Source organism: Lentibacillus kimchii (assembly GCF_055381965.1).
Map to the genome: position 1 here is coordinate 880,848 of NZ_AP043934.1, position 20,091 is coordinate 900,938.

Here is a 20,091-nt window from a genome sequence, read left to right on the forward strand (position 1 = left end):
ACATGATAAAGGAGGAGAAGGGCATGCATAAGCACATTTCATTGCTTCCAGGTGATGGCGTCGGGAAAGAAGTTATGGAATCGGCTGAAGCCGTGCTGCAAGCAGTCGGCACAGAGTTTGGCCACACATTCACAACGGAGGAGCGGGCAATCGGTGGTGAGGCGGTCGATCATTATGACACGCCTCTTCCGGAAGCAACCATCCAGGCTTCCGAACAGGCTGATGCGCTATTGCTTGGTGCTGTCGGCGGTCCCAAATGGGATGGGGTGTCTGCGGCTAAACGCCCCGAAAAAGGACTGCTGGGTATACGGAAAGCTATGGGCCTGTTTGCGAATCTAAGGCCTGTCAAATGGTTTCCGGCATTACAGAGTGCTTCGCCGCTGAAAGAAAGTGTCATTGCCGGCAGTGACGTGCTTATCATCCGTGAGCTGACAGGCGGCCTTTATTTCGGCGAGCCACGCGGACGCAACGGCCAGGGGGATGCGGTTGTGGATACGCTCAGTTATCAGCGCGCGGAAATGGAGCGGATTGTTGACAAAGCATTTCAGAGTGCACACATGCGGCGCGGGCATGTCACATCAGTCGACAAAGCAAATGTTCTCGAATCAAGTCGGATGTGGCGCGAAGTAGTCGAGGCAAAAAGCAAGGACTACCCTGATGTTGAAGTGGAGCATATGCTCGTGGATGCCGCCGCCATGGCATTAATCACACAGCCTAATCAATTTGATGTACTTGTGACGGAGAATATGTTCGGTGATATTTTAAGTGACGAAGCTTCCGTTCTTACCGGTTCTCTCGGCATGCTGCCATCTGCAAGCATTCGCTCAGACGGCTTTGGCCTCTATGAACCAGTGCATGGCTCAGCGCCTGATATTGCCGGCCAGGGCAGTGTTAATCCGTTAGGCATGATTTTATCAGTCGCGCTCATGCTGCGTCATTCCTTCCAGATGACAGAAGAAGCGTCTGCTGTTGAACAGGCGGTCCAGGAGACGCTTAATCACGGTTATCACACAGCAGATCTGCCTCAGGAAAACGGTCAGCTTATGGATACAGAACACATGACAGCAGCCGTTATCGATTATTTAACAGCTAAGAGTGTTTCAGACAGCATTTGCCGTATGTATGTCTGATTATGGGGAGGTGTGAATGATGGGCAAACCAGAAACGATTATAGAAAAGATTTGGAACAATCATCTGGTGCACCAGGAAACGGCGAAACCTGATTTAATGTATATTGATCTGCATCTGGTGCATGAGGTGACATCACCACAGGCGTTTGAAGGCCTCCGCTTAAATAATCGCCGCGTCCGACGCCCGGATCTGACATTTGCGACGATGGATCATAATGTACCGACACACAACCGGGATGTCATTGCGGACCAGGTTGCGGAAAAGCAAATGGACACATTGAAGAAAAATTGTCAGGACTTTGGTGTGAAGTTGGCCGATATGTTTCATCCTTATCAGGGGATTGTGCATGTCATTGGCCCGCAGCTCGGTATGACCCAGCCAGGTAAAACCATTGTCTGCGGCGACAGTCACACATCAACGCACGGCGCGTTTGGTGCGCTCGCGTTTGGCATTGGCACGAGTGAAGTTGAGCATGTGCTGGCAACGCAGACATTATGGCAAAAGCCGCCGAAAACCTTGAATGTTCATGTGGACGGTGACCTTGGAACAGGTGTTACAGCGAAGGACTTAATTTTGGCGATTATTTCAAAATTCGGTGTTCGTTTTGGTTCAGGTTATATCATGGAATATACGGGCGAAGCGATCCGGAACTTATCAATGGAAGAACGTATGACGATCTGCAACATGTCGATTGAAGCCGGTGCCAGAGCGGGGCTGATCAGTCCGGATGAGAAAACGGTCGATTTTCTCCGGGATAAGCCCCATGTGCCGCAGGGTGAAGCATTCGAGGCAAAAGCAGTAGAATGGCTGAATCTAGCAACCGATGAAGGGGCTGCGTACGACAAAACGGTAACCATTCATGCTAATGAGATTGAACCGCAAGTATCGTGGGGTACCAATCCCGGCATGTGTGTCCCAGTCAGCGGCAGCACACCGGTGATAGACCAGTCCGAAAATCCGGATGAGGTCACGCGTGCTCTTGACTATATGGGACTTAAGGAAAACAAGCCGATGACGTCTATCGAGGTTGGTCATGTCTTTATTGGGTCATGCACGAATTCACGTATTACCGACTTACGCAAAGCTGCCCAAATTGCCCAAGGGCAGGAGGTGAATCCGGGTGTTCGTGCCATGGTGGTGCCAGGTTCCTTTGGTGTCAAAGTCCAAGCAGAAAAGGAAGGACTTGATAGAATCTTTAAAGATGCCGGATTTGAATGGCGTGAAGCAGGCTGCAGCATGTGCCTGGCCATGAATGACGATATTGTGCCACCTGGTGAGCGCTGTGCATCAACGTCCAACCGTAATTTTGAAGGCAGACAGGGGAATGAGGCCCGTACGCATTTGGTCAGTCCGGAAATGGCTGCCGCAGCCGCTATTAATGGTCACTTTGTTGATGTCCGGAAACTTACGGTGAATGTGTAGTCTGTCTAAAACACTAGATAAGAGACCAGTTTATGTGGGGTGTTAACCATGAAAGCGATCCAGGAACATGAGGGTGTGGCTGTTCCGTTAAATCGGGCAAACGTTGACACGGATCAGATCATCCCGAAACAATTTTTGAAACGGATTGAGCGGACCGGCTTTGGTCAGTTTCTGTTTTACAATTGGCGATTTGATGAAACAGGCCAGGAGCGTGCTGACTTCATCCTGAATCAGCCGGACTACAAAGAGGGCACGATTTTACTGGCCGGCGAAAACTTTGGCTGCGGCTCATCCCGTGAGCATGCGCCATGGTCGCTCGAAGATTATGGCTTCCAAGTGATTATCGCACCAAGTTTTGCCGATATTTTCTATAATAATGCCATGAAAAATGGCATTCTGCCTATTGAACTGCCTGAAGAATACGTGCAGCAGTGGATAAAACAGGCAGAGCAGGGGAAACTGGTGCTGAAAGTCGATTTAGAGGAACAGATTATTCAGGATCAGATGCAGAAAATAACGTTCGATATCCCGGCTTATCAAAAGGAAAATTTGCTTTATGGGCTGGATGATATCGCCATCACGCTGAAGCATGAAGATGTCATCACGGCGTTTGAGGACGCCAGACAGGTTTAGGAAAGCTGCAGGCAAAAATCGTTAATAAAGGAGTGAGCTGACTTGGGGATTGGTTAAACAAGGATCTAATGAACAAAGCTAGGGAGCAGCTGGCAACGATTGCACACCGTACACCCATTTTGCGGTCAGCGACAACAGATGCTCTGGCCGGGAAACATGTGTATTTTAAAATGGAAAACCAGCAGAAGACAGGTGCATTCAAATTTAGAGGAGCAAGTTTTAAACTCCTGCAGCTGCCAGAGGAAAAACTGGCAAAAGGCGTGATTGCTGCATCGGCTGGCAATCACGCGCAGGGCGTAGCAAATGCCGCAACCCGGCTGAATACGCAAGCAACGATTTTTATGCCGGAGCATACACCAGCGGCTAAAGTTGAGGCCACCAGGACTTACGGTGCAGAAGTGGTGCTTACCGGCGAATCATTTCAGGAAGCGTATGATGCCTCAATGCAGCGACAATGGCAAACAGGAGCTGCGTATATTCACCCGTTTGATGATTATGAAATCATGGCCGGTCAGGGAACTGTTGCAGCCGAAATGCTCCAGCAGGAAGACCGACTTGATACGCTTATTGTCCCGATTGGCGGCGGCGGGCTGATCAGCGGAATTGCTGCAACTGCCAAATATATGAATCCGCATATCAAGGTGATTGGTGTGCAGGCCTCAGGTGCAGCAGCCATGTATGAAAGCTATTACGGTCATCGTCTCAAGCGGCTCGAGCAGGTGTCTACGATTGCTGAAGGGATTGCCGTTAAAAAGCCAGGCGACCTTACCTGGCCATTGATCAATCAATATGTTGATGATATCGTCACGGTCAATGATACAGATATTGCATCAGCTGTTGTCTATATGCTTGAACGCAATAAAACATTGCTGGAAGGCGCCGGTGCCGCGTCTCTGGCTGCATTGTTTGCTCACGGGAGTCGCATACAATCAGAGCATTGCGGCATGATCGTCAGCGGCGGCAATATGGATATCAGTACATTGCCGATGATCCAGCAGCTTGCCAGCAGCCATCATCGGTCAGCCTAAAATGATAAAAACCCGGGTGAAGATGCTGAATAAACAGGTCTTTATCCGGGTTTTTACGTTTGTCTTGTATGATATTATATAAGGTTATAAATACGGCATGAAGAAGTGACTGAAATGTTACGCAAAGCTTTTCGCGTGATGTTTATTAAGACAAACGTTATAATCATAGGTTGTCATTGCTTGTATTTTTGGCTTCATATGCAAGCCGTTCTGAGATATGTCACAAGAGACCATCCAGAAAATCTAAAAGCAATTAAGTAAAAGCAATCAGGAGTGAATTCATCATGCTAGAGCATATTTCAAATGGTTATGTGGCAAAAGAAACTTTAAACAGCAGTCTGCCGAAAGTGAAAAATGACGACCAGGCTGCTCAACAATTTAATGAAGGGTTTAATTTATCCAGAAGCACGATGAGGTTTGCAGGTCTATTTGAATTAATCGGCTCTCTATTTTTATTGATGTCCGTATTTGGAAAAACGTTTGTTCGAATAGGATCGATTATGATCACTATTATCCTTAGCGTTGCTGTTTTTAAACATTTTGAAGCTGGTCATGGCCTTAAAGGAGCCAAAAAAGCGCTGAAACTCTTGGGTTTAAATAGCATCAACTTCCTGGAAACACTAAGCAGCACTAATAAATAGTGGCTGCAAGGCCAAAAAATGCCTCAATCAATCTTTTGAAGAATTGAGGCATTTTTATTTAGGGATAGAGCATTTGGGCGTTCTTCATTAAGCTGATTGTTTCAGTATCTGACTATTTAACATTTTGTAAAATCCATATGTTAAAATTAAGGCAGTATTCATGTTTACGGTTTGATGGTTTAAAACAGTTAAGGAAGTTAAAAGATGGAGGATGAAAACGTGACTTCTGTCGAGGTGCAGCGATCCAGCAAAACAAAAATCTCCTTTCTTGGTTTGTAAGGCTGGGCCGTACAATAAAATATGGAGGGTAGAATTTGAAACAGCGTATTTTGGGATTTTTGCTATATTTTGTTTCGTTTTTTATTGTAGCCTCAGTGACTAATGCTATTTTTAAAGACGGTTTAAATGTACTGACGGTTTCTTTAGTCGCTTTGATGGTTAGTCTTGGGTTAGCCTGCATTGGTCCGGGGAAAACAGATGGAAAGTAAACTAACGGAATACTTCCCGATCAGGTATTTATTGAATTAAAAAGGTGGTGGTACGCCTTTGAATGATGATTTAAAAGGTGTATTTGATAGAATGGGGATACTGGACCTGATTTTTATAATCCCTATGTTTCTGTTATTTTCTTACTTACCTGTTTATAATTTTTGGAGCATAATAATAAATACAATTATTGTTATATTTTTTGCGTTTGGTTTGTCTGCGGCGTTTCATATTCTTGTTAGCATTATTAAAAAGAGAAATGATCAGAGTGGATGATAGAAATGTAAGACCATTTTAATATGGACTTTTTTATCGGAGGAGCCGTTTCTAAATTTAGTAATGATAAGTTCACTTAATTTATCGCTCTATGGTTTTATTGGATTCCTGGTAGTGCTGATACGGGTAATATTAGGGGGCAGTATATTGATTGGCATTATTTTCTCAGTGTTTGTCATTTTAGTAGTTAGTATAGGCATTTATAAAATGGTTTCGGGAAAAGGAACGCCTAGCAATAGTTATACACCATTTGACCATATTACTGGTCAGACTGACACCGCGTTTCACGAGGAAAAAGAGTACGATGAAAAAGAAAAGAATTAAGTAATAGCGGTTTTAGCATTCTTAATTAACGGAGGCTAAAGGAATAGAGAACGGCAATTAATAAGAAGTCTGAAGACTATTAACACCTAAACAAACGAGCGTGATGGTTAATAAAAAACACCATAAAAAAGCGTCTGAACCCTGTCACATCAAGGAACAGACGCTTTAATTACGGATGGAGCATATCGGGCTCGAACCGATGACCTCATCGCTGCCAGCGATGCGCTCTCCCAACTGAGCTAATGCCCCGAATAAGTACACTATATATTATAGCCATTTTTTCAGTGTGTTTCAAGGGGTTGTTTAATTAAATCTTAAATCCAGTCTTCTTTCATTTCCGCAAGTACGTTTTTAACAGAAATGGATTTTCTGACGTTATCATAAAGATGCTTTACGGGTATATGATAGAGGAATAAACGCACCGTTTACAAAAGAGGGAGGCATTCAAATGGATTTAGGACTGAAAGACAAGTCTGTGCTCGTACTGGCATCGAGTAAAGGGCTGGGAAGAGCAACGGCTAGCCAATTTGCAATGGAGGGTGCCAGGGTGTTTCTGTCAAGCCGGGATGAATCACAGCTTAGCCAGACTGCCGCGGCGATACGCGAGGAAACTGGCAACCCGGACGTCACATATAGTGTTTGTGATATAACGGATGGCGATGCCATTAAACAGCTTGTTTCAAAAGCGGTTCGCGAGCAGGGACCAATGGATGTATTAGTTAATAACGCCGGCGGGCCGCCAGCGGGCACATTTGATGATATGAAAGATGTTGACTGGCAGGGTGCATTTGAGCTTAATTTGCTGAGCTTTGTCAGAGCTATTCGTGAAACATTGCCTTATATGCGACAGCAGGGAGGCGGTCACATTCTTAACTTCGCTTCATCATCCATTAAAGAGCCAATCGATAATTTAATTCTGTCCAACACATTCAGAGCGGGGATTACAGGCCTGTCCAAAAGTTTATCGCAGGAGTTGGCTGCGGATAATATTTTAATTAACACAATCGGACCTGGGCGTATTGGGACAGACCGGGTTGACCACCTTGATGCGGTTAAGGCAGAAAAACTGAATGAATCACTGGCGGAAGTGAAGCAGGAGGCAGAGAAACAGATTCCTGCAGGGCGCTACGGTGAGCCGGTGGAGTTTGCAAAAACAGCTGTGTTTCTTTGTTCACAAGCGAATACGTATATCACAGGTCAATCACTGCTGGTGGATGGCGGCATGATCAAAGCACTTTGAGTCCTGTCAAATCAGGATTCATATCAGGATGGCACCTGTGCATTGACAGCGAGTCAGAAAGGACTTATGCTGTTTGTGTAACGGGTTACATAAACGTTCTTGCAGATTGCCCCGTTATGTGAGATATTGAACGATTAATGAATGGGAAGGAATTTTTTATGGCGACTATCCGGGATGTAGCAAGATACGCCAATGTCTCAACGGCAACGGTATCCAGAGTTATGAACCGCAATGGCTATGCAGATGCAGAAACCAGCAGACGGGTGAAAGAAGCCATTGAACAGCTTGATTACAGACCCAATGATGTGGCGCGCAGTCTCTTTAAAGGGCGCTCTGGCATGATCGCGCTGCTTGTTCCCGATATTACAAATCCCTTTTTTCCGGAACTTGCGCGCGCTGTGGAAGATAAGACAAACCTCAATGGCTATTCATTTGTGCTTTGCAACACCGATAATGATGTAGCTAAACAGCTGAATTATTTGAATGCCCTGCAGCAAAAGTCAATTGATGGTTTTATTATTGTTTCCAGCTCGCTTACACCAGATAACATGCAGTCTCTTCAAGTGCCTGCTGTGGCACTTGATCGCGTTATTAGCCCCAGCATGCCGTCGGTTACCGTTAATAATCGGAGTGGTGCCAGACAGGCGGTTGATCATCTGAAGGCGATTGGCTGCCGGCGTATTGCTCATGTTGCCGGACTGGAATATGCTGATAACGCAGCTCAGCGAATGCGCGGCTATCTGGATGCTGTGAAGCAGGAAGATTGGTTCGACAGCCGTTATATTGTGTCGGGTGCATACCATTTCAATCAGGCCCAGGAAGCTGTTGAGACGATGCTTTCTAATAATCCGGACATTGATGGCATTTTTGCTGGTAATGATATGATGGGTGCTGGCGTGCTTCATGCCGCAGCTTCGTTAGGCAAACGAATTCCCGATGATCTGGCAGTCGTTGGTTTTGACGGGATTGCCCTGAGTGAAACGGTAACCCCTGCTTTGACGACGATGACGCAGCCGATCTATGATATGGGCGCGAAAGCTGCGGACATGCTGATCAATCAAATTGAGACGGCTGATTCAACCGTTATGACAGAAGAGTTTAACGTGCAGCTGGCAGAACGCGAATCAACGTTACGAAAGGCGGCTACGAATGAGCAGTAAACCGAATGTCTGTATTGTTGGCAGCATTAATATGGATTTAACAGTCACCACCGAGAGCATGCCAATGCAGGGTGAAACGGTTCTCGGCGATCAATTTTTCACAAACCCCGGCGGTAAAGGAGCTAACCAGGCGGTAGCAGCGGCCCGAATGGGGGCAGATGTCACCTTTATCGGGGCAGTTGGCGACGACCCATTTGGCAAACATCTGCTGGAAAACCTAAGAAATGAGGGTGTTGCTGCAGATGGTGTTGACACGATGTCTGAATCAGCCACGGGAACGGCCACCATTATTTTGTCGGATAATGACAACCGTATCATTGTCGCACCTGGAGCGAACAGGGATGTGACGTCAGACAGAGTGGCGGAATATCGCAATTTAATCCAAAACAGTGATATCGTTCTCCTGCAGCTGGAAGTGCCTATGGATACCATTGCATTCACAGCTGAAGCAGCTGAACAGGCAGGGGTTCCGGTTGTTCTGAATCCTGCCCCATTTCAGTCTTTGCCGGAGGAAGTTCTGAACAGTGCCCGCTACATGACGCCAAATGAAATTGAACTGGCATCACTGCAAAACGAAGCAGAGTTTCCACTTATCAAAGAAAAATCAATCGTTACTCGTGGTGAGCAAGGTGTTTCGTTTGTTGTGAATGGGGCGGAGCAAAAAGTGCCCAGTCATGCTATTCAAGTCAAGGATACAACAGGTGCCGGTGATACATTTAACGGAGCACTGGCCGCAGAACTCGCCAGTGGCACCGCACTGGAAAGGGCTGTCGCCACAGCGAACGCAGCCGCCGCTTTATCAGTAGAAAAAATAGGTGCACAGGGCGGGATGCCCTACAGACAGGATGTTGTGACGTTTTTGCAGGGAAAAGACTAGGCTGCCCGACATGAAGCAGCTCTTTAATGAAACAGGACTTAACTGACAAGAACGCCGTTTACTATGGAAAAAACCGGTTGATTGCGTTTTCAAGTCTTTATGTAGTAAACTGGACCATGCAGCTAAAAGCAATGATTAGGAGGTTCTATTTTGGTACTACCATACGCACACGAAACAGAGACAGATTTCAGCGATAAACAAAATTATGCTGACTATGAAGCAGCCCTCCGAAAAGTTGAAAGTCAACTGGGTCAGGATTATCCGCTGGTTATTGGCGGAGAGAGAGTTTATACCGATAATAAACTGACATCTGTTAATCCTGCTAACACAGAACAAGTTATCGGCAGAGCTTCTATGGCTACGAAAGAACATGTTGAACAGGCAATGGAATCTGCCAAAGAAGCATTCAAAACATGGAAAAAGTGGACACCAGAAGAGCGTGCTGAAGTTCTGTTTAAGGCAGCTGCGATATCCCGCCGCCACAAGCATGAGCTTTCCGCGCTGATGTCTTTTGAAGCGAATAAACCATGGGGTCAGGCTGATGGCGATACAGCGGAAGCCATTGACTTTATGGAATATTATGGCCGTCAGATGGTTCGTCTGGGACAAGGCCGCGAAGTCAATGACCGGACAGATGAAAATAATACCTTCTTCTATCAGCCAATCGGACCTGGTGTTGCTATTCCGCCGTGGAATTTTGCTTATGCCATTGTAACTGGTACGACCGTTGCGCCGATTGTAGCGGGTAATCCGGTTCTGATGAAACCGTCGGAAAATACACCCGTTATTGCGTATCAGCTGATCAGAATTCTGGAAGAGGCAGGTCTTCCTAAAGGTGTCGTCAACTTCATTCCGGGTGACCCTGCTGAAATTGGTGACTATCTTGTTGACCATATCGATACACAATTCATCAATTTCACCGGCTCCCGCGCGACTGGTACGCGTATTTATGAACGTGCTGCTGTTGTCCATGAAGGCCAGGCACATTTGAAGCGTGTCGTTGCTGAAATGGGTGGTAAGGATACGATCGTTGTCGATAACGACGCTGACCTGGATCTTGCAGCCCAGTCGATCGTTGATTCAACATTTGGCTTCCAGGGGCAAAAGTGCTCGGCATGCTCACGTGCTATTGTGCATCAGGATGTCTATGACGAGGTACTGGCTAAAACCGCTGAAAAGGCTAAGTCCTATACAGTCGGCAACCCTGGTGAAGAAAATGTTGGTATGGGTGCTGTCGTCAACCAAAAACAGTTTGATAGAATTAAAGATTACATTGAAATCGGTAAGCAGGAAGGCGAACTCGTTTTTGGCGGCGAAACAGACGACTCCAAAGGCTATCACGTTTATCCAACCATCTTTAAAGACCTGGATCCGCAAAGCCGTATCATGCAAGAGGAAATCTTCGGTCCAGTGGTTGGTTTCACGAGAGCAAAAGACTTTGATGAACTTATGGACATTGCCAACAACACGGATTATGCGCTGACAGGCGCGGTTATCTCTAAGAACCGTGCGCATTTGAACCGTGCCCGCTATGAATTTGAAGTCGGCAACTTGTACTTCAACCGCGGATGCACTGGCTCCATTGTTGGCTACCAGCCATTTGGCGGCTACAAAATGTCCGGAACGAACGCCAAAGCAGGCGGCCCGGATTATCTCCTGAACTTCCTGAATCCAAAAACTGTAACAGAAACCTGGTAAATATAAAAAAAGGCGGCACCGTTACGTGCCGCTCTTTTTTATAGCTAGTTGAATTCATAATGTCCCTGTTCTCTTCATAAACAGCTGTAGGCTTAAAACAGAACTCTCGCCAGATAGATGACACCTGTTACGCTGATGGCACTGCAGATGGTGGAAAATAACACAATCTGCGCGGCCAGATGCGGGTGATTATCATATTCCTGGGCAATCACCGAGCTGTTTACCGCTGTCGGCATGGCAGAGGCTATGAATAGAGCCTGGGCTGTGATGCCATCAATTCCCAACAACAAGATGATGATGAAGGCGATGGCGGGTCCGAGCACTAAGCGCACTATCACACTGTAGTAAACATCCGTCAGGGCTGAGGTGAGTTTAATTTGTGCCACTTGAGCACCCAGCAGAACCAGGGCTATTGCGATCATCCCGTCAGAAATATAGTTCGCCGGCGTCCATAAAAAGGACGGCATGGGCACGTTAAACAGATTGAGCAGGATACCGGCTGCCATCGCATACAGGACAGGCATTTTAAAATAGCTGAGAATGGCTTGCCATTTGCCGATGCTTGCTGACTGCATAGCGAAAATGCCATAGGAGAACGTCAGGATATTTTGCATCGTCAGAATAATGACTTGAATGGACATGGCAAATGAATCGCCTTTAAACACAAGGTCGTTTACCGGCACACCATAATTGCCCGAGTTGAACAGAATCACACTGTTTGAGAATGTCGCGCTTTTCGATTGACTATACCCCTTGAATTTCGCAATAAGCTTGGAAATGAGGAACAGAATGATCATGTATAAGGCGAAAAATAGGATAACCAGCAAAAAGATTTTGCCGGAAAAATTCGTATCATATAATTTAACAAAAATGAATCCGGGAACAAGAAAATAAATATTCAGCTTCGCCAGCGTCTGCAGATCAAGCTTAAATTTTTTCTCCATTAAAAACCCGATCCCCATAATGATGAAGACAGGGAGCAGGATATCAATTAAAATTGTATACAGTTCAGTCAACAAAGTCGCCCTTTCTTGTGACTATCATAGAGATTCTATTTTAGTAAAAACCCGGCTATGATTATAGGTGCTGTCCCAGCGCGTATGAGACAGCAGCACGAAACTGCCGGCAGCCCTGGCAGGACAGCCGGCTATGCTGCTATATTACTTCCACGTATTTTCCAGCACCCGTACCCAATTTCCGTGGGTGATTTTTTGCAGCTCATCGTCATCGAAGCCATGTGCCTTCAAGCGTTCCAGCAAATGAGGAAGCCCTGTCACATCGCTTAATGAGTCTGAGACAGTTGTGCCGTCGAAATCGGAACCTAAAGCAACATGGTCAACACCGAAATTTTCGGCGATATAAGCCACATGCCGGACAATGTTATCCAGTGAGATATTGGTTCCGAGACCGCCATCCTGCCGCAGCATATTGACCGCATAATTAATACCGGCCACACCTCCCGACGCCGCAATGGCTGCAAGCTGTTTATCGGTCAGATTGCGAGCGCTTGGGCTGAGGGCGTGGGCATTGGAATGGGTTGCCACGATTGGCGCGTCCGTTATATTTGCGACATCCCAGAACCCTTTCTCATTCAGGTGGGTTGTGTCGATCATAATTCCCAGCTGGTTGCATTCTCTGACGAGGGCTTTGCCGGCGTCCGTCAGGCCGGACCCGGTGTCAGGTGAAGATGGATAGCGAAACGGGACGCCTTCCCCGAATAGATTGGGCCGGCTCCAGACGATGCCGAGTGACCGCAATCCGGCTTGATAGAGCACATGAAGGGCGTCCAGGTTTGTATCAATCGCTTCCGCACCTTCAATGTGAAAAATGGCAGCCATCATGTCCTGCTGCTGCAGACAATCTTTTAATTCAGCAGCTGTCCGGACGACCTTAAACTGACCATCTGAAGCAGCCTCAATCTGAAATAATTTCGCAGCCAAAGCATTCGAAAATGTCAAGGCCCGTTCGTGACTGATCATCGGAGGCAGCGGTACATCATAGCCAGTTTCCGTTAAATGGCTCTCCGGCCCGCCCTGATCCACGGCATCCGGTGTGTAGACGGCAAAGAAGCCGCCGCCCAGGCCGCCTTTTTTAGCGCGCGGCAGATCGATATGGCCTGAGGTGCTTTCTGTGAAAAAAGAAGGGGTATCGTTCGACTTGTGCAGCCTGAGAAGTGTGTCATTGTGTCCGTCCAGTATTGGAAAGTGGCCCATTATTGCAACACTCCTTTTTGTTTAAACGTGTTTTTAGTTTACCATATTTTAATAGCGTTGTATGTTTCGGGGGCCATTTATTTACGGTGATTATGAAATATAACAAGATAGTTAGTGAAAAGATAGAGCGGTTTTGTTAAAATCAACCATGGTTTCTTCTGGACACGCCTCATCTTTTACCTGATAATCGATTATAAATAAACAGCTTATATTTACTAATGGACAGCTGGCTATTGTAAAGGAGTTGTAGACGTGGTATTTGTCTGGTTTGGTTTAGCAGCGGCGATAACCGTTTTAACTGCCATAAAACTATCACAATATGCTGATGTTATCAGCAGTAAAACACGAATGGGCGGGATGCTTGTCGGAACGGTTCTGCTTGCAGGTGCGACATCACTCCCGGAACTGACGACAAGTTTCTCAGCAGTTGTGATTGCTAATAGTGATATTGCAATTGGCAATATGCTTGGTTCTAATTTGTTTAATATATTTATATTGGCTGTACTGGACCTGTTTTACAGGCGGCACAAACTGTTTTACCTTGCTAACAGGAATCATAAGTATACGGCGTTTTTAGGTCTATTTCTCATGTTGCTTGTGTTAACTGCTCTGCTGTTCAGACCAGGTTATACCCTGTTGGGAGGCGGGGTGGATGCTTGGCTGATTTTAGCGGCCTATATTGCTGGCATGATAATCATCAGTCAAATGCCATCGCCGCAAACCCGCACTGAGACGGTGAAAGATGCAAAGGACACAGCGGCTAAGACTGCTTCTATTCCGGTGAAATTTGCGATAATTGGTTTTATCCTGACAGCTGTGATTATTTTAGGGTCAGGTACATTGCTTTCGATAACCGGCGATGAGATTGCTGATGTAACGGGGCTTGGCTCCAGTTTCATAGGCAGTTTTCTGGTTGCGGCGGCTACGTCACTTCCGGAAGCAGTGTCAGTTTTTTCGGCATTACGGCTGAAAAATGTTAATTTGGCGATAGGTGCTATTCTTGGCAGTAATATGCTGAATATGGTGATTCTCGCTTTATCAGACTTTGTCTATCAGGATGGTGCCATTTTAACTGATGTCAGCGCTTCTCACATAGTGTCGGCTGCTGGCGGTTCTTTCCTGGCAGCTATTATCATCTGGTCGTTCATGCGGCAGCAAACGAAATCGCTGACTGCCTACAGCAATCCTTCGGTGATAATGGTGGTGGGCTACTTTCTGGTTCAGTATCTTGTATTAAAAGGCTAAAAAATCAGGTTTAACTGCAGGATTGCAAGGGAATACATGATATAAGTGCAACATTATTGACGATAAGGAGCTGAAGACAATGGCTGAACGAATTAAATTACGTTGGAAAGAAGAAGTAGCTGAAGATACCATGGCTTTCCACTGGGAAATGCCTGAAGGATTTGAATTCAAAGCAGGCCAATTGGGTGATTTTACTTTAATAAATCCGGATGAGACGGATGAAGAAGGAAATACCCGGCCTTTCTCGTTCGTTTATGCACCTTCAGAAAATGAGCTGGTGACCGCTACTCGTATGCGTGATTCAGCTTTTAAACGGGAGTTATCCAAACTCTCTGAGGGCGATGAGGTTGAATTTGATGGTCCGAATGGCCATTTCACGCTGCACAAGACCGAATCAACGCCAGCTGTTTTCCTGATTGGCGGTATTGGCATAACGCCAATTCGGAGTATGATTGGTGAGGCAACAAAACAAGAGACATCACACGATATGACTTTGCTGTTTTCAAACAGCAAGCCAGAGGATGCACCGTTTATGTCTGACCTGCGGGAATTCGAGAAAGAAAATCCGAATTTCACGTTCGTCCCAGTTATGACACAGGCTGATTCTGAATGGGACGGTGAGAGCGGGCATATCGATGCGGATATGCTGAAACGGTATGTATCCGATGTGAGTAAACCGATCTATTATCTCTCCGGGCCGCCAGGAATGGTTAATGCGATGTATGATATGCTGGTTGAAGCAGGCGCGAATGAGGACAATATCCGAGCTGAAGAGTTTGGCGGCTATTAGTCTTGCGTGACCTGCCAGGGACATGGTCTATGAGAGCATACGCCTGTGCTAGATGGTTTAACTTTTTGGCTGTCTAATTGCGTTGGTTCTTAACAGCGCCATAAACAGTGCAATCTTTAACATAATGTTTGTTATCAATACAAGCTCACTTGTATAAAAAGCGCGAATCCAGCTATAGATGGATTCGCGCTTTTTGCTAAGTATGTTTATGTCTCTTGGTTTACGACGGCTTCCGCAAATTTTTCGCCGTACTCAATGTCCTGATCATCCGGTTCCAGTTCAAACTTGAACTTTTCTTTATAAACGGTTGCGTTTTGTTCAGAAGCTCTTGTTGCGAGTGTATCGATTGCAGGGCCGTAGATATCATAATACGCATCGCATGAGCCGAATGCTCCGACACGCTTACCTGTCAGATCAACGTCTTCCATATCATCATAAAAATCTTCCACTTCAAATGGAATATCATCATCCCATGAATAGGAGCCAAACATGATACAGTCAAATTCCTGCAGACGTGAGGCCTCTATTGGGTCGAGATCAAATGATTTGAATGTTACGTCATGACCCAGTCCCTGCAGATGTTCAGTCATTTCTTCTGCCATGATTTCTGTACTGCCCGTCAGACTGGCACATATTATGAGGACATTTGCCATTGAAAACCAACTCCTTTATTTGCTTGACCACATTATATTATACCTTCTAATGAGAACAGTTTTCAACTTAATAAGCTGTGAAATTTCCCGGAGCTCATATTATGCTAAATCATCCCTCAACGATTATAGTTACCTGATTAATGCCATTTATCCACATAAGTATGTATCAAGGCATAATTCATTATTTAAAAATAGTTAACATTCAGTTAAATAATGAATAGACTGTTGGTAACAAACTGTCAGTAATCGACAGTTTGTCTATCACCGTGTCATCTTCCGGCGTTCTAAAAGCGTGCGTCTTTTCATAAGGGGTGGTAGTATAGGGACTTATTCTCAACAAATTATGTCGTATGAAATGGTAAGCGTTTTCATGATTTTATCCGGAGACATTAGCGGGGAGGGATAAGGCATGTTAACATTCTCAATTTCCGAGTATCGGGAACGCTTGCTGAAGACAAAGCAGCGGATGGCTGAGGCCGAGGTGGATTTGCTGTTTGTAACGGATCCGGCGAATATGAATTATTTAAGCGGTTATGACGCATGGTCATTTTATGTCCAGCAAATGCTCATTGTTCATTTGGAAGAAGAACAGCCAATTTGGGTCGGCCGCGGTCAAGATGCCCAAGCGGCGTGGCACACAACCTGGATCAGTGAGGACTGCATAGTTCCATATGCTGATGATTATGTACAGTCAGACAGCAAGCACCCAATGGATTTTGTATGTGATTTATTAAAGAAAAAAGGGTGGGAAAATCAGACAATTGCTTTGGAAATGGATGCCTATTATTTTACGGCCAAAAGTTATTTACAGCTAACGAAGGGGTTGCCGAATGCAAGGTTTAAAGATGGAACAAATCTGGTCAACTGGCTTCGGATTATAAAATCAGAACAGGAAATCACCTATATAAAACAGGCGGCCCGTATTTCAGAAAAAGCGATGCAAGCGGCATTTGACACAATGAATGAAGGTGTGCGGCAATGTGATGTTGTTGCTGGCATATCACATGCTCAAATTACAGGGACGGAAGACTTCGGCGGTGATTATCCAGCTATCGTGCCGCTGCTTCCAACGGGCGAGAAAACATCTGCTTCACATTTGACATGGACTGAGGAGCGGTTTAACGATGGTGATCCAGCCATTATTGAATTAGCCGGCTGCTATAAACGTTATCATTCACCGCTTGCCCGGACAGCAGTGATTGGAAAGCCATCACAGCAGATGCAATACGTTTCGGATGTGGTGCTTGAAGGCATTAATACGACATTGGATGCAGTCAGACCAGGCGTGACGTGTGAGGAGCTGGAAAGCGTCTGGCGTGGCGTTATCGAACAGAGCGGTATTAAAAAAGAATCGCGTATGGGTTATTCAGTTGGCCTGAATTATCCGCCTGACTGGGGAGAGCATACAGCGAGTCTCCGCCCGAATGATCGTACAGTGCTGGAGCCGAATATGACATTTCATTTGATCCCTGGTATCTGGATGGACAATATGGGAGTCGAAATTAGTGAATCATTCCGCGTGACGGAAGATGGGTGTGACATTCTTGCGGATTATCCGCGTGAACTGCAGGTGAAGCCCAATATCCGCTTGGCATAAAGACGTATAAAAAAGCCGCCCTCCACCAAGTATGCCGAGGACGGCTTAAACTGTTCAGGATTTTAGAATTTCCACGCTTCCGGATTAATTAAATTCACAGGTTTTTCACCATTCAGACCGGATTCCAAATTTTTTGCGGCCAGTTCTGACATTTTTTCCTCTGTCTCGTGCGTGGACGAACCAATATGCGGTGTCGTCACGACTTGTGTCATGTTCAGCAGCGGGTGGTCAGGCTCGACTGGCTCCTGGCTAAAAACATCCAGACCAGCGGCGGTTATGTCGTTGTTCTTTAAGGCATCGACCAGATCCTGTTCGATCACCGTCGGGCCGCGGGAGCCATTAATAAAGATGGCAGATGACTTCATCAGCTGGAACTCGCGCTTCCCGATCAACCCCTCCGTCTCTGGGGTGAGCGGTGCCATTAAGCAGACGAAATCTGATTCCTGGAGCAATGTTTCCAGTGAACAGTATTCCGCAGCAAATGCTTCTTCAGCATCCGGTTTTGGGCTCCGGGTGTGGTATAAAATGGGCATGTCAAATCCGAAATACCCTCGTTTGGCAATTGCTTTTCCGATTCGGCCCATGCCAATGATGCCGAGTGTTTTATGATGAACATTGTGGCCAAAATGGTCATTATCGATGGCCGCGGATTGCCACTTGCCATTTTTGACGAATTGGTCGAGCTCTGGAATCCGCCGGGCCGCAGCAATCAGAATGCCGAAAATGGCATCGGCTACTGTATCGTCTAATACGCCAGGTGTATTGGTCCCCATAACACCGTGCCTGCTCATAGCGTCGAGATCTAAATTGTCGTAGCCGACGGAGACATTGCTGATGACTTTTAATTTGTGGGCATGGGCCAGCAAGTCTGCGTCAACCGGCAAATCAAGACCAATAATGCCCTCTGCTTCACGCAAAGCAGTTAAAAAAGCCGGATCATGTTTTGTGTCGGCGTTTTGAAAAAAGCGGGCATCATATGACTGCTGTAACTTTTCCAGAACAGGCTTTTCGACACGATTATAGGCGATAATTTTTTTCTTCACTAGATTCCTCCTATCCCCCTGGATGCAGGGAACACATTTACTGCAAACATAGACGGAAACAGAACAATCGTCAATGTTTTGGCAAAAATTTAATAATAATACGTCCGGTATAATTCAGATTACTGTAACATAAAGTCCGAAATAGTGTTACGCGGTGATGCAGTGTCTCGAATAAAGTGTGAAGCGTACGCATATAGTGAATGGGGGAAGATGCAAAAACTATTTTCGAACACTTGTAAGGGGAGGTATCACAATGCATAAACAGTTTGCCAGTGTTAAGACATCACTGCCGGGTCCTAAGGCAAAAGAATGGCTAGAGCGCAGGCATGGTGCCGTGCCGCATGGTGTCAGTTACGGCACGCCGGCATTTGTTGAATCTGCCAAGGGAGCATTGATTCAGGATATTGACGGGAATCAATTTATCGACTTTGCTGGCGCGATCGGTGTCAATAATGTCGGTCACAGTCATGACACGGTTGTAAATGCTTTGCAGGATCAGGCGCCGCGATACATCCATACCGGGTTCAACGTCATGATGTATGATTCTTATATTGAACTCGCTGAAAAATTGGCTGATCTTGCCCCGGGCAGCTTTCCTAAAAAGACAATGTTTTTAAACAGTGGTGCAGAGGCCAATGAAAATGCTGTTAAGATTGCCCGCAAGTATACAGGACGGCAGGCTGTTGTATCATTGTCAGGCGGTTTTCACGGGCGGACGCTTCTTACGATGGCGATGACTGGCAAGGTTAAACCCTACAAGTATGAATATGGTCCGTTTGCGCCAGAAGTCTATCATGCTCCGTTTCCGTACAATTATCGCCGTCCGGACGGGATGAGTGAAGAAGCGTATACGGATTTGCTTCTGGAACGGGTACGGGATTTTTTTATTACGGAAATTGACCCGAGTCAGGTCGCAGCCTTTATAATGGAACCAGTTCAGGGTGAAAGTGGTTTTATTATCCCGAATAAAAAGTTCGTAAAAGGGGTATATGACTTATGTAAGCAGCATGGCATTCTGTTTATCGCTGACGAAATTCAGACGGGATTCGGCCGAACGGGCAACTATTTTGCGATGGAGCATTTTGACGTCGAACCAGATCTGGTAACTGTCTCCAAATCCATGGCAGCCGGACTGCCGATCAGCGGCATTATCGGGCGGCAGCAGATCATGGATGATGCAAACCCAGGTGAACTTGGGGGCACGTACTGTGGCACACCTATGGGCTGCCGCGCTGGTCTGGCAGTGCTGGATATTATGGAAAAGGAAAAATTGAACGATCGTGCGGTTATTATCGGTGACAGGATTATGAAAAAGTTTGAACAGCTTTATGATAAGTTCGATATTATCGGTGATTATCGCGGCATTGGCGCTATGTGTGCCCTTGAATTTGTGAAGGACCGCAGCACAAAAGAACCGGACAAAGACATGGTCGGCAAGGTGCTGCAGCAAGCACGCGAGCGCGGATTGATTGCCTTAAATGCGGGTGTGTATGATAATGTTGTTCGTTTTCTCATGCCGCTTGTCATTACGGATGATCAGCTGGATGAGGGGCTTGAGATTCTGGAGGAGGCCATTGAGGCGTCCGTTGTCGGCGAAAAAGTTAACTAAACAACGCAATCTAATAAAGGAGTGA

At 46.1% G+C, this 20,091-nt stretch carries 20 protein-coding genes and 1 tRNA gene; 16 read left to right on the forward strand and 5 right to left on the reverse strand.

What is annotated here, in order from left to right; genetic code table 11:
- The first annotated feature begins 23 nt into the window (after nucleotides 1–23).
- The 8 genes from leuB (at nucleotide 24) to ACZ444_RS04885 (ending at nucleotide 5,941) form a co-directional block, all read left to right on the forward strand.
- Nucleotides 24–1,130 carry a 3-isopropylmalate dehydrogenase gene (gene leuB / locus ACZ444_RS04850; protein WP_382359823.1) on the forward strand — a complete coding sequence of 369 codons (1,107 nt, stop codon included), beginning with the start codon at nucleotides 24–26 and terminating at the stop codon, nucleotides 1,128–1,130.
- Nucleotides 1,131–1,149: 19 nt separating this feature from the next.
- Entirely contained in the window at nucleotides 1,150–2,553 is a 1,404-nt protein-coding gene (gene leuC / locus ACZ444_RS04855) for a 3-isopropylmalate dehydratase large subunit (RefSeq protein WP_382359826.1), read from the forward strand.
- A 48-nt stretch (nucleotides 2,554–2,601) separates the two neighbouring features.
- Nucleotides 2,602–3,186, forward strand: a complete 585-nt coding sequence (gene leuD, locus ACZ444_RS04860; RefSeq protein ID WP_382359829.1) for a 3-isopropylmalate dehydratase small subunit — start codon at nucleotides 2,602–2,604, stop codon at nucleotides 3,184–3,186.
- 68 nt (nucleotides 3,187–3,254) lie between these two features.
- The gene (ilvA, locus tag ACZ444_RS04865; RefSeq protein ID WP_382359832.1) at nucleotides 3,255–4,214 is read left to right on the forward strand and encodes a threonine ammonia-lyase; all 960 of its coding nucleotides are present in this window, start codon (nucleotides 3,255–3,257) and stop codon (nucleotides 4,212–4,214) included.
- 284 nt (nucleotides 4,215–4,498) lie between these two features.
- The gene (locus tag ACZ444_RS04870; protein ID WP_382359835.1) at nucleotides 4,499–4,855 is read left to right on the forward strand and encodes a hypothetical protein; all 357 of its coding nucleotides are present in this window, start codon (nucleotides 4,499–4,501) and stop codon (nucleotides 4,853–4,855) included.
- A gap of 314 nt (nucleotides 4,856–5,169) precedes the next feature.
- Nucleotides 5,170–5,343 (forward strand): hypothetical protein, encoded by a 174-nt coding sequence (locus ACZ444_RS04875; RefSeq protein ID WP_382359838.1) that lies wholly within the window; start codon nucleotides 5,170–5,172, stop codon nucleotides 5,341–5,343.
- 124 nt (nucleotides 5,344–5,467) lie between these two features.
- Nucleotides 5,468–5,617, forward strand: coding sequence for a DUF6007 family protein (locus ACZ444_RS04880; protein WP_464433813.1), 150 nt, complete (start codon nucleotides 5,468–5,470; stop codon nucleotides 5,615–5,617).
- Nucleotides 5,618–5,680: 63 nt separating this feature from the next.
- Nucleotides 5,681–5,941 carry a DUF3951 domain-containing protein gene (locus ACZ444_RS04885; protein ID WP_382359844.1) on the forward strand — a complete coding sequence of 87 codons (261 nt, stop codon included), beginning with the start codon at nucleotides 5,681–5,683 and terminating at the stop codon, nucleotides 5,939–5,941.
- A 176-nt stretch (nucleotides 5,942–6,117) separates the two neighbouring features.
- Here ACZ444_RS04885 and ACZ444_RS04890 read toward each other — a convergent pair.
- A tRNA-Ala gene (locus tag ACZ444_RS04890) sits at nucleotides 6,118–6,190 on the reverse strand.
- 199 nt (nucleotides 6,191–6,389) lie between these two features.
- On the opposite strand from ACZ444_RS04890, the gene ACZ444_RS04895 reads away from it, so the two are divergent.
- From ACZ444_RS04895 to pruA, 4 genes are all read left to right on the forward strand, one after another.
- Nucleotides 6,390–7,181 (forward strand): SDR family oxidoreductase, encoded by a 792-nt coding sequence (locus tag ACZ444_RS04895; protein WP_382359847.1) that lies wholly within the window; start codon nucleotides 6,390–6,392, stop codon nucleotides 7,179–7,181.
- A gap of 158 nt (nucleotides 7,182–7,339) precedes the next feature.
- On the forward strand, nucleotides 7,340–8,341 hold the full coding sequence (locus ACZ444_RS04900; protein WP_382359850.1) for a LacI family DNA-binding transcriptional regulator: 1,002 nt from the start codon (nucleotides 7,340–7,342) through the stop codon (nucleotides 8,339–8,341).
- Nucleotides 8,331–9,218, forward strand: coding sequence for a ribokinase (rbsK, locus tag ACZ444_RS04905; protein ID WP_382359853.1), 888 nt, complete (start codon nucleotides 8,331–8,333; stop codon nucleotides 9,216–9,218). Before ACZ444_RS04900 ends, rbsK begins: the two co-directional genes overlap by 11 nt.
- A gap of 150 nt (nucleotides 9,219–9,368) precedes the next feature.
- A complete protein-coding gene (gene pruA / locus ACZ444_RS04910; protein WP_382359855.1) occupies nucleotides 9,369–10,916 on the forward strand; it encodes an L-glutamate gamma-semialdehyde dehydrogenase in 1,548 nt (515 codons plus the stop codon).
- 92 nt (nucleotides 10,917–11,008) lie between these two features.
- Here pruA and ACZ444_RS04915 read toward each other — a convergent pair whose 3' ends face one another.
- Together ACZ444_RS04915 and ACZ444_RS04920 are read right to left on the reverse strand one after the other, a co-directional pair.
- Entirely contained in the window at nucleotides 11,009–11,932 is a 924-nt protein-coding gene (locus ACZ444_RS04915) for an AEC family transporter (RefSeq protein WP_382359858.1), read from the reverse strand.
- Nucleotides 11,933–12,076: 144 nt separating this feature from the next.
- Nucleotides 12,077–13,129, reverse strand: a complete 1,053-nt coding sequence (locus ACZ444_RS04920; RefSeq protein WP_382359861.1) for a dipeptidase — start codon at nucleotides 13,127–13,129, stop codon at nucleotides 12,077–12,079.
- 252 nt (nucleotides 13,130–13,381) lie between these two features.
- Between ACZ444_RS04920 and ACZ444_RS04925 the strand changes: the two genes are divergently transcribed.
- Together ACZ444_RS04925 and ACZ444_RS04930 are read left to right on the forward strand one after the other, a co-directional pair.
- Nucleotides 13,382–14,374 (forward strand): sodium:calcium antiporter, encoded by a 993-nt coding sequence (locus ACZ444_RS04925; protein WP_382359864.1) that lies wholly within the window; start codon nucleotides 13,382–13,384, stop codon nucleotides 14,372–14,374.
- A 79-nt stretch (nucleotides 14,375–14,453) separates the two neighbouring features.
- Nucleotides 14,454–15,164, forward strand: a complete 711-nt coding sequence (locus tag ACZ444_RS04930; RefSeq protein ID WP_382359867.1) for a ferredoxin--NADP reductase — start codon at nucleotides 14,454–14,456, stop codon at nucleotides 15,162–15,164.
- A 206-nt stretch (nucleotides 15,165–15,370) separates the two neighbouring features.
- On the opposite strand, the gene ACZ444_RS04935 is transcribed toward ACZ444_RS04930, so the two are convergent.
- Nucleotides 15,371–15,817 carry a flavodoxin domain-containing protein gene (locus ACZ444_RS04935; RefSeq protein ID WP_382359870.1) on the reverse strand — a complete coding sequence of 149 codons (447 nt, stop codon included), beginning with the start codon at nucleotides 15,815–15,817 and terminating at the stop codon, nucleotides 15,371–15,373.
- 409 nt (nucleotides 15,818–16,226) lie between these two features.
- Here ACZ444_RS04935 and ACZ444_RS04940 point away from each other — a divergent pair, with 409 nt between their 5' ends.
- Complete coding sequence (locus ACZ444_RS04940; RefSeq protein WP_382359873.1) at nucleotides 16,227–17,414, forward strand: M24 family metallopeptidase; 1,188 nt, start codon at nucleotides 16,227–16,229, stop codon at nucleotides 17,412–17,414.
- 62 nt (nucleotides 17,415–17,476) lie between these two features.
- Here ACZ444_RS04940 and ACZ444_RS04945 read toward each other — a convergent pair whose 3' ends face one another.
- Nucleotides 17,477–18,457 carry a 2-hydroxyacid dehydrogenase gene (locus ACZ444_RS04945; protein WP_382359876.1) on the reverse strand — a complete coding sequence of 327 codons (981 nt, stop codon included), beginning with the start codon at nucleotides 18,455–18,457 and terminating at the stop codon, nucleotides 17,477–17,479.
- 253 nt (nucleotides 18,458–18,710) lie between these two features.
- Between ACZ444_RS04945 and gabT the strand changes: the two genes are divergently transcribed.
- Nucleotides 18,711–20,066 (forward strand): 4-aminobutyrate--2-oxoglutarate transaminase, encoded by a 1,356-nt coding sequence (gene gabT, locus ACZ444_RS04950; RefSeq protein ID WP_382359879.1) that lies wholly within the window; start codon nucleotides 18,711–18,713, stop codon nucleotides 20,064–20,066.
- Nucleotides 20,067–20,091: the final 25 nt, after the last annotated feature.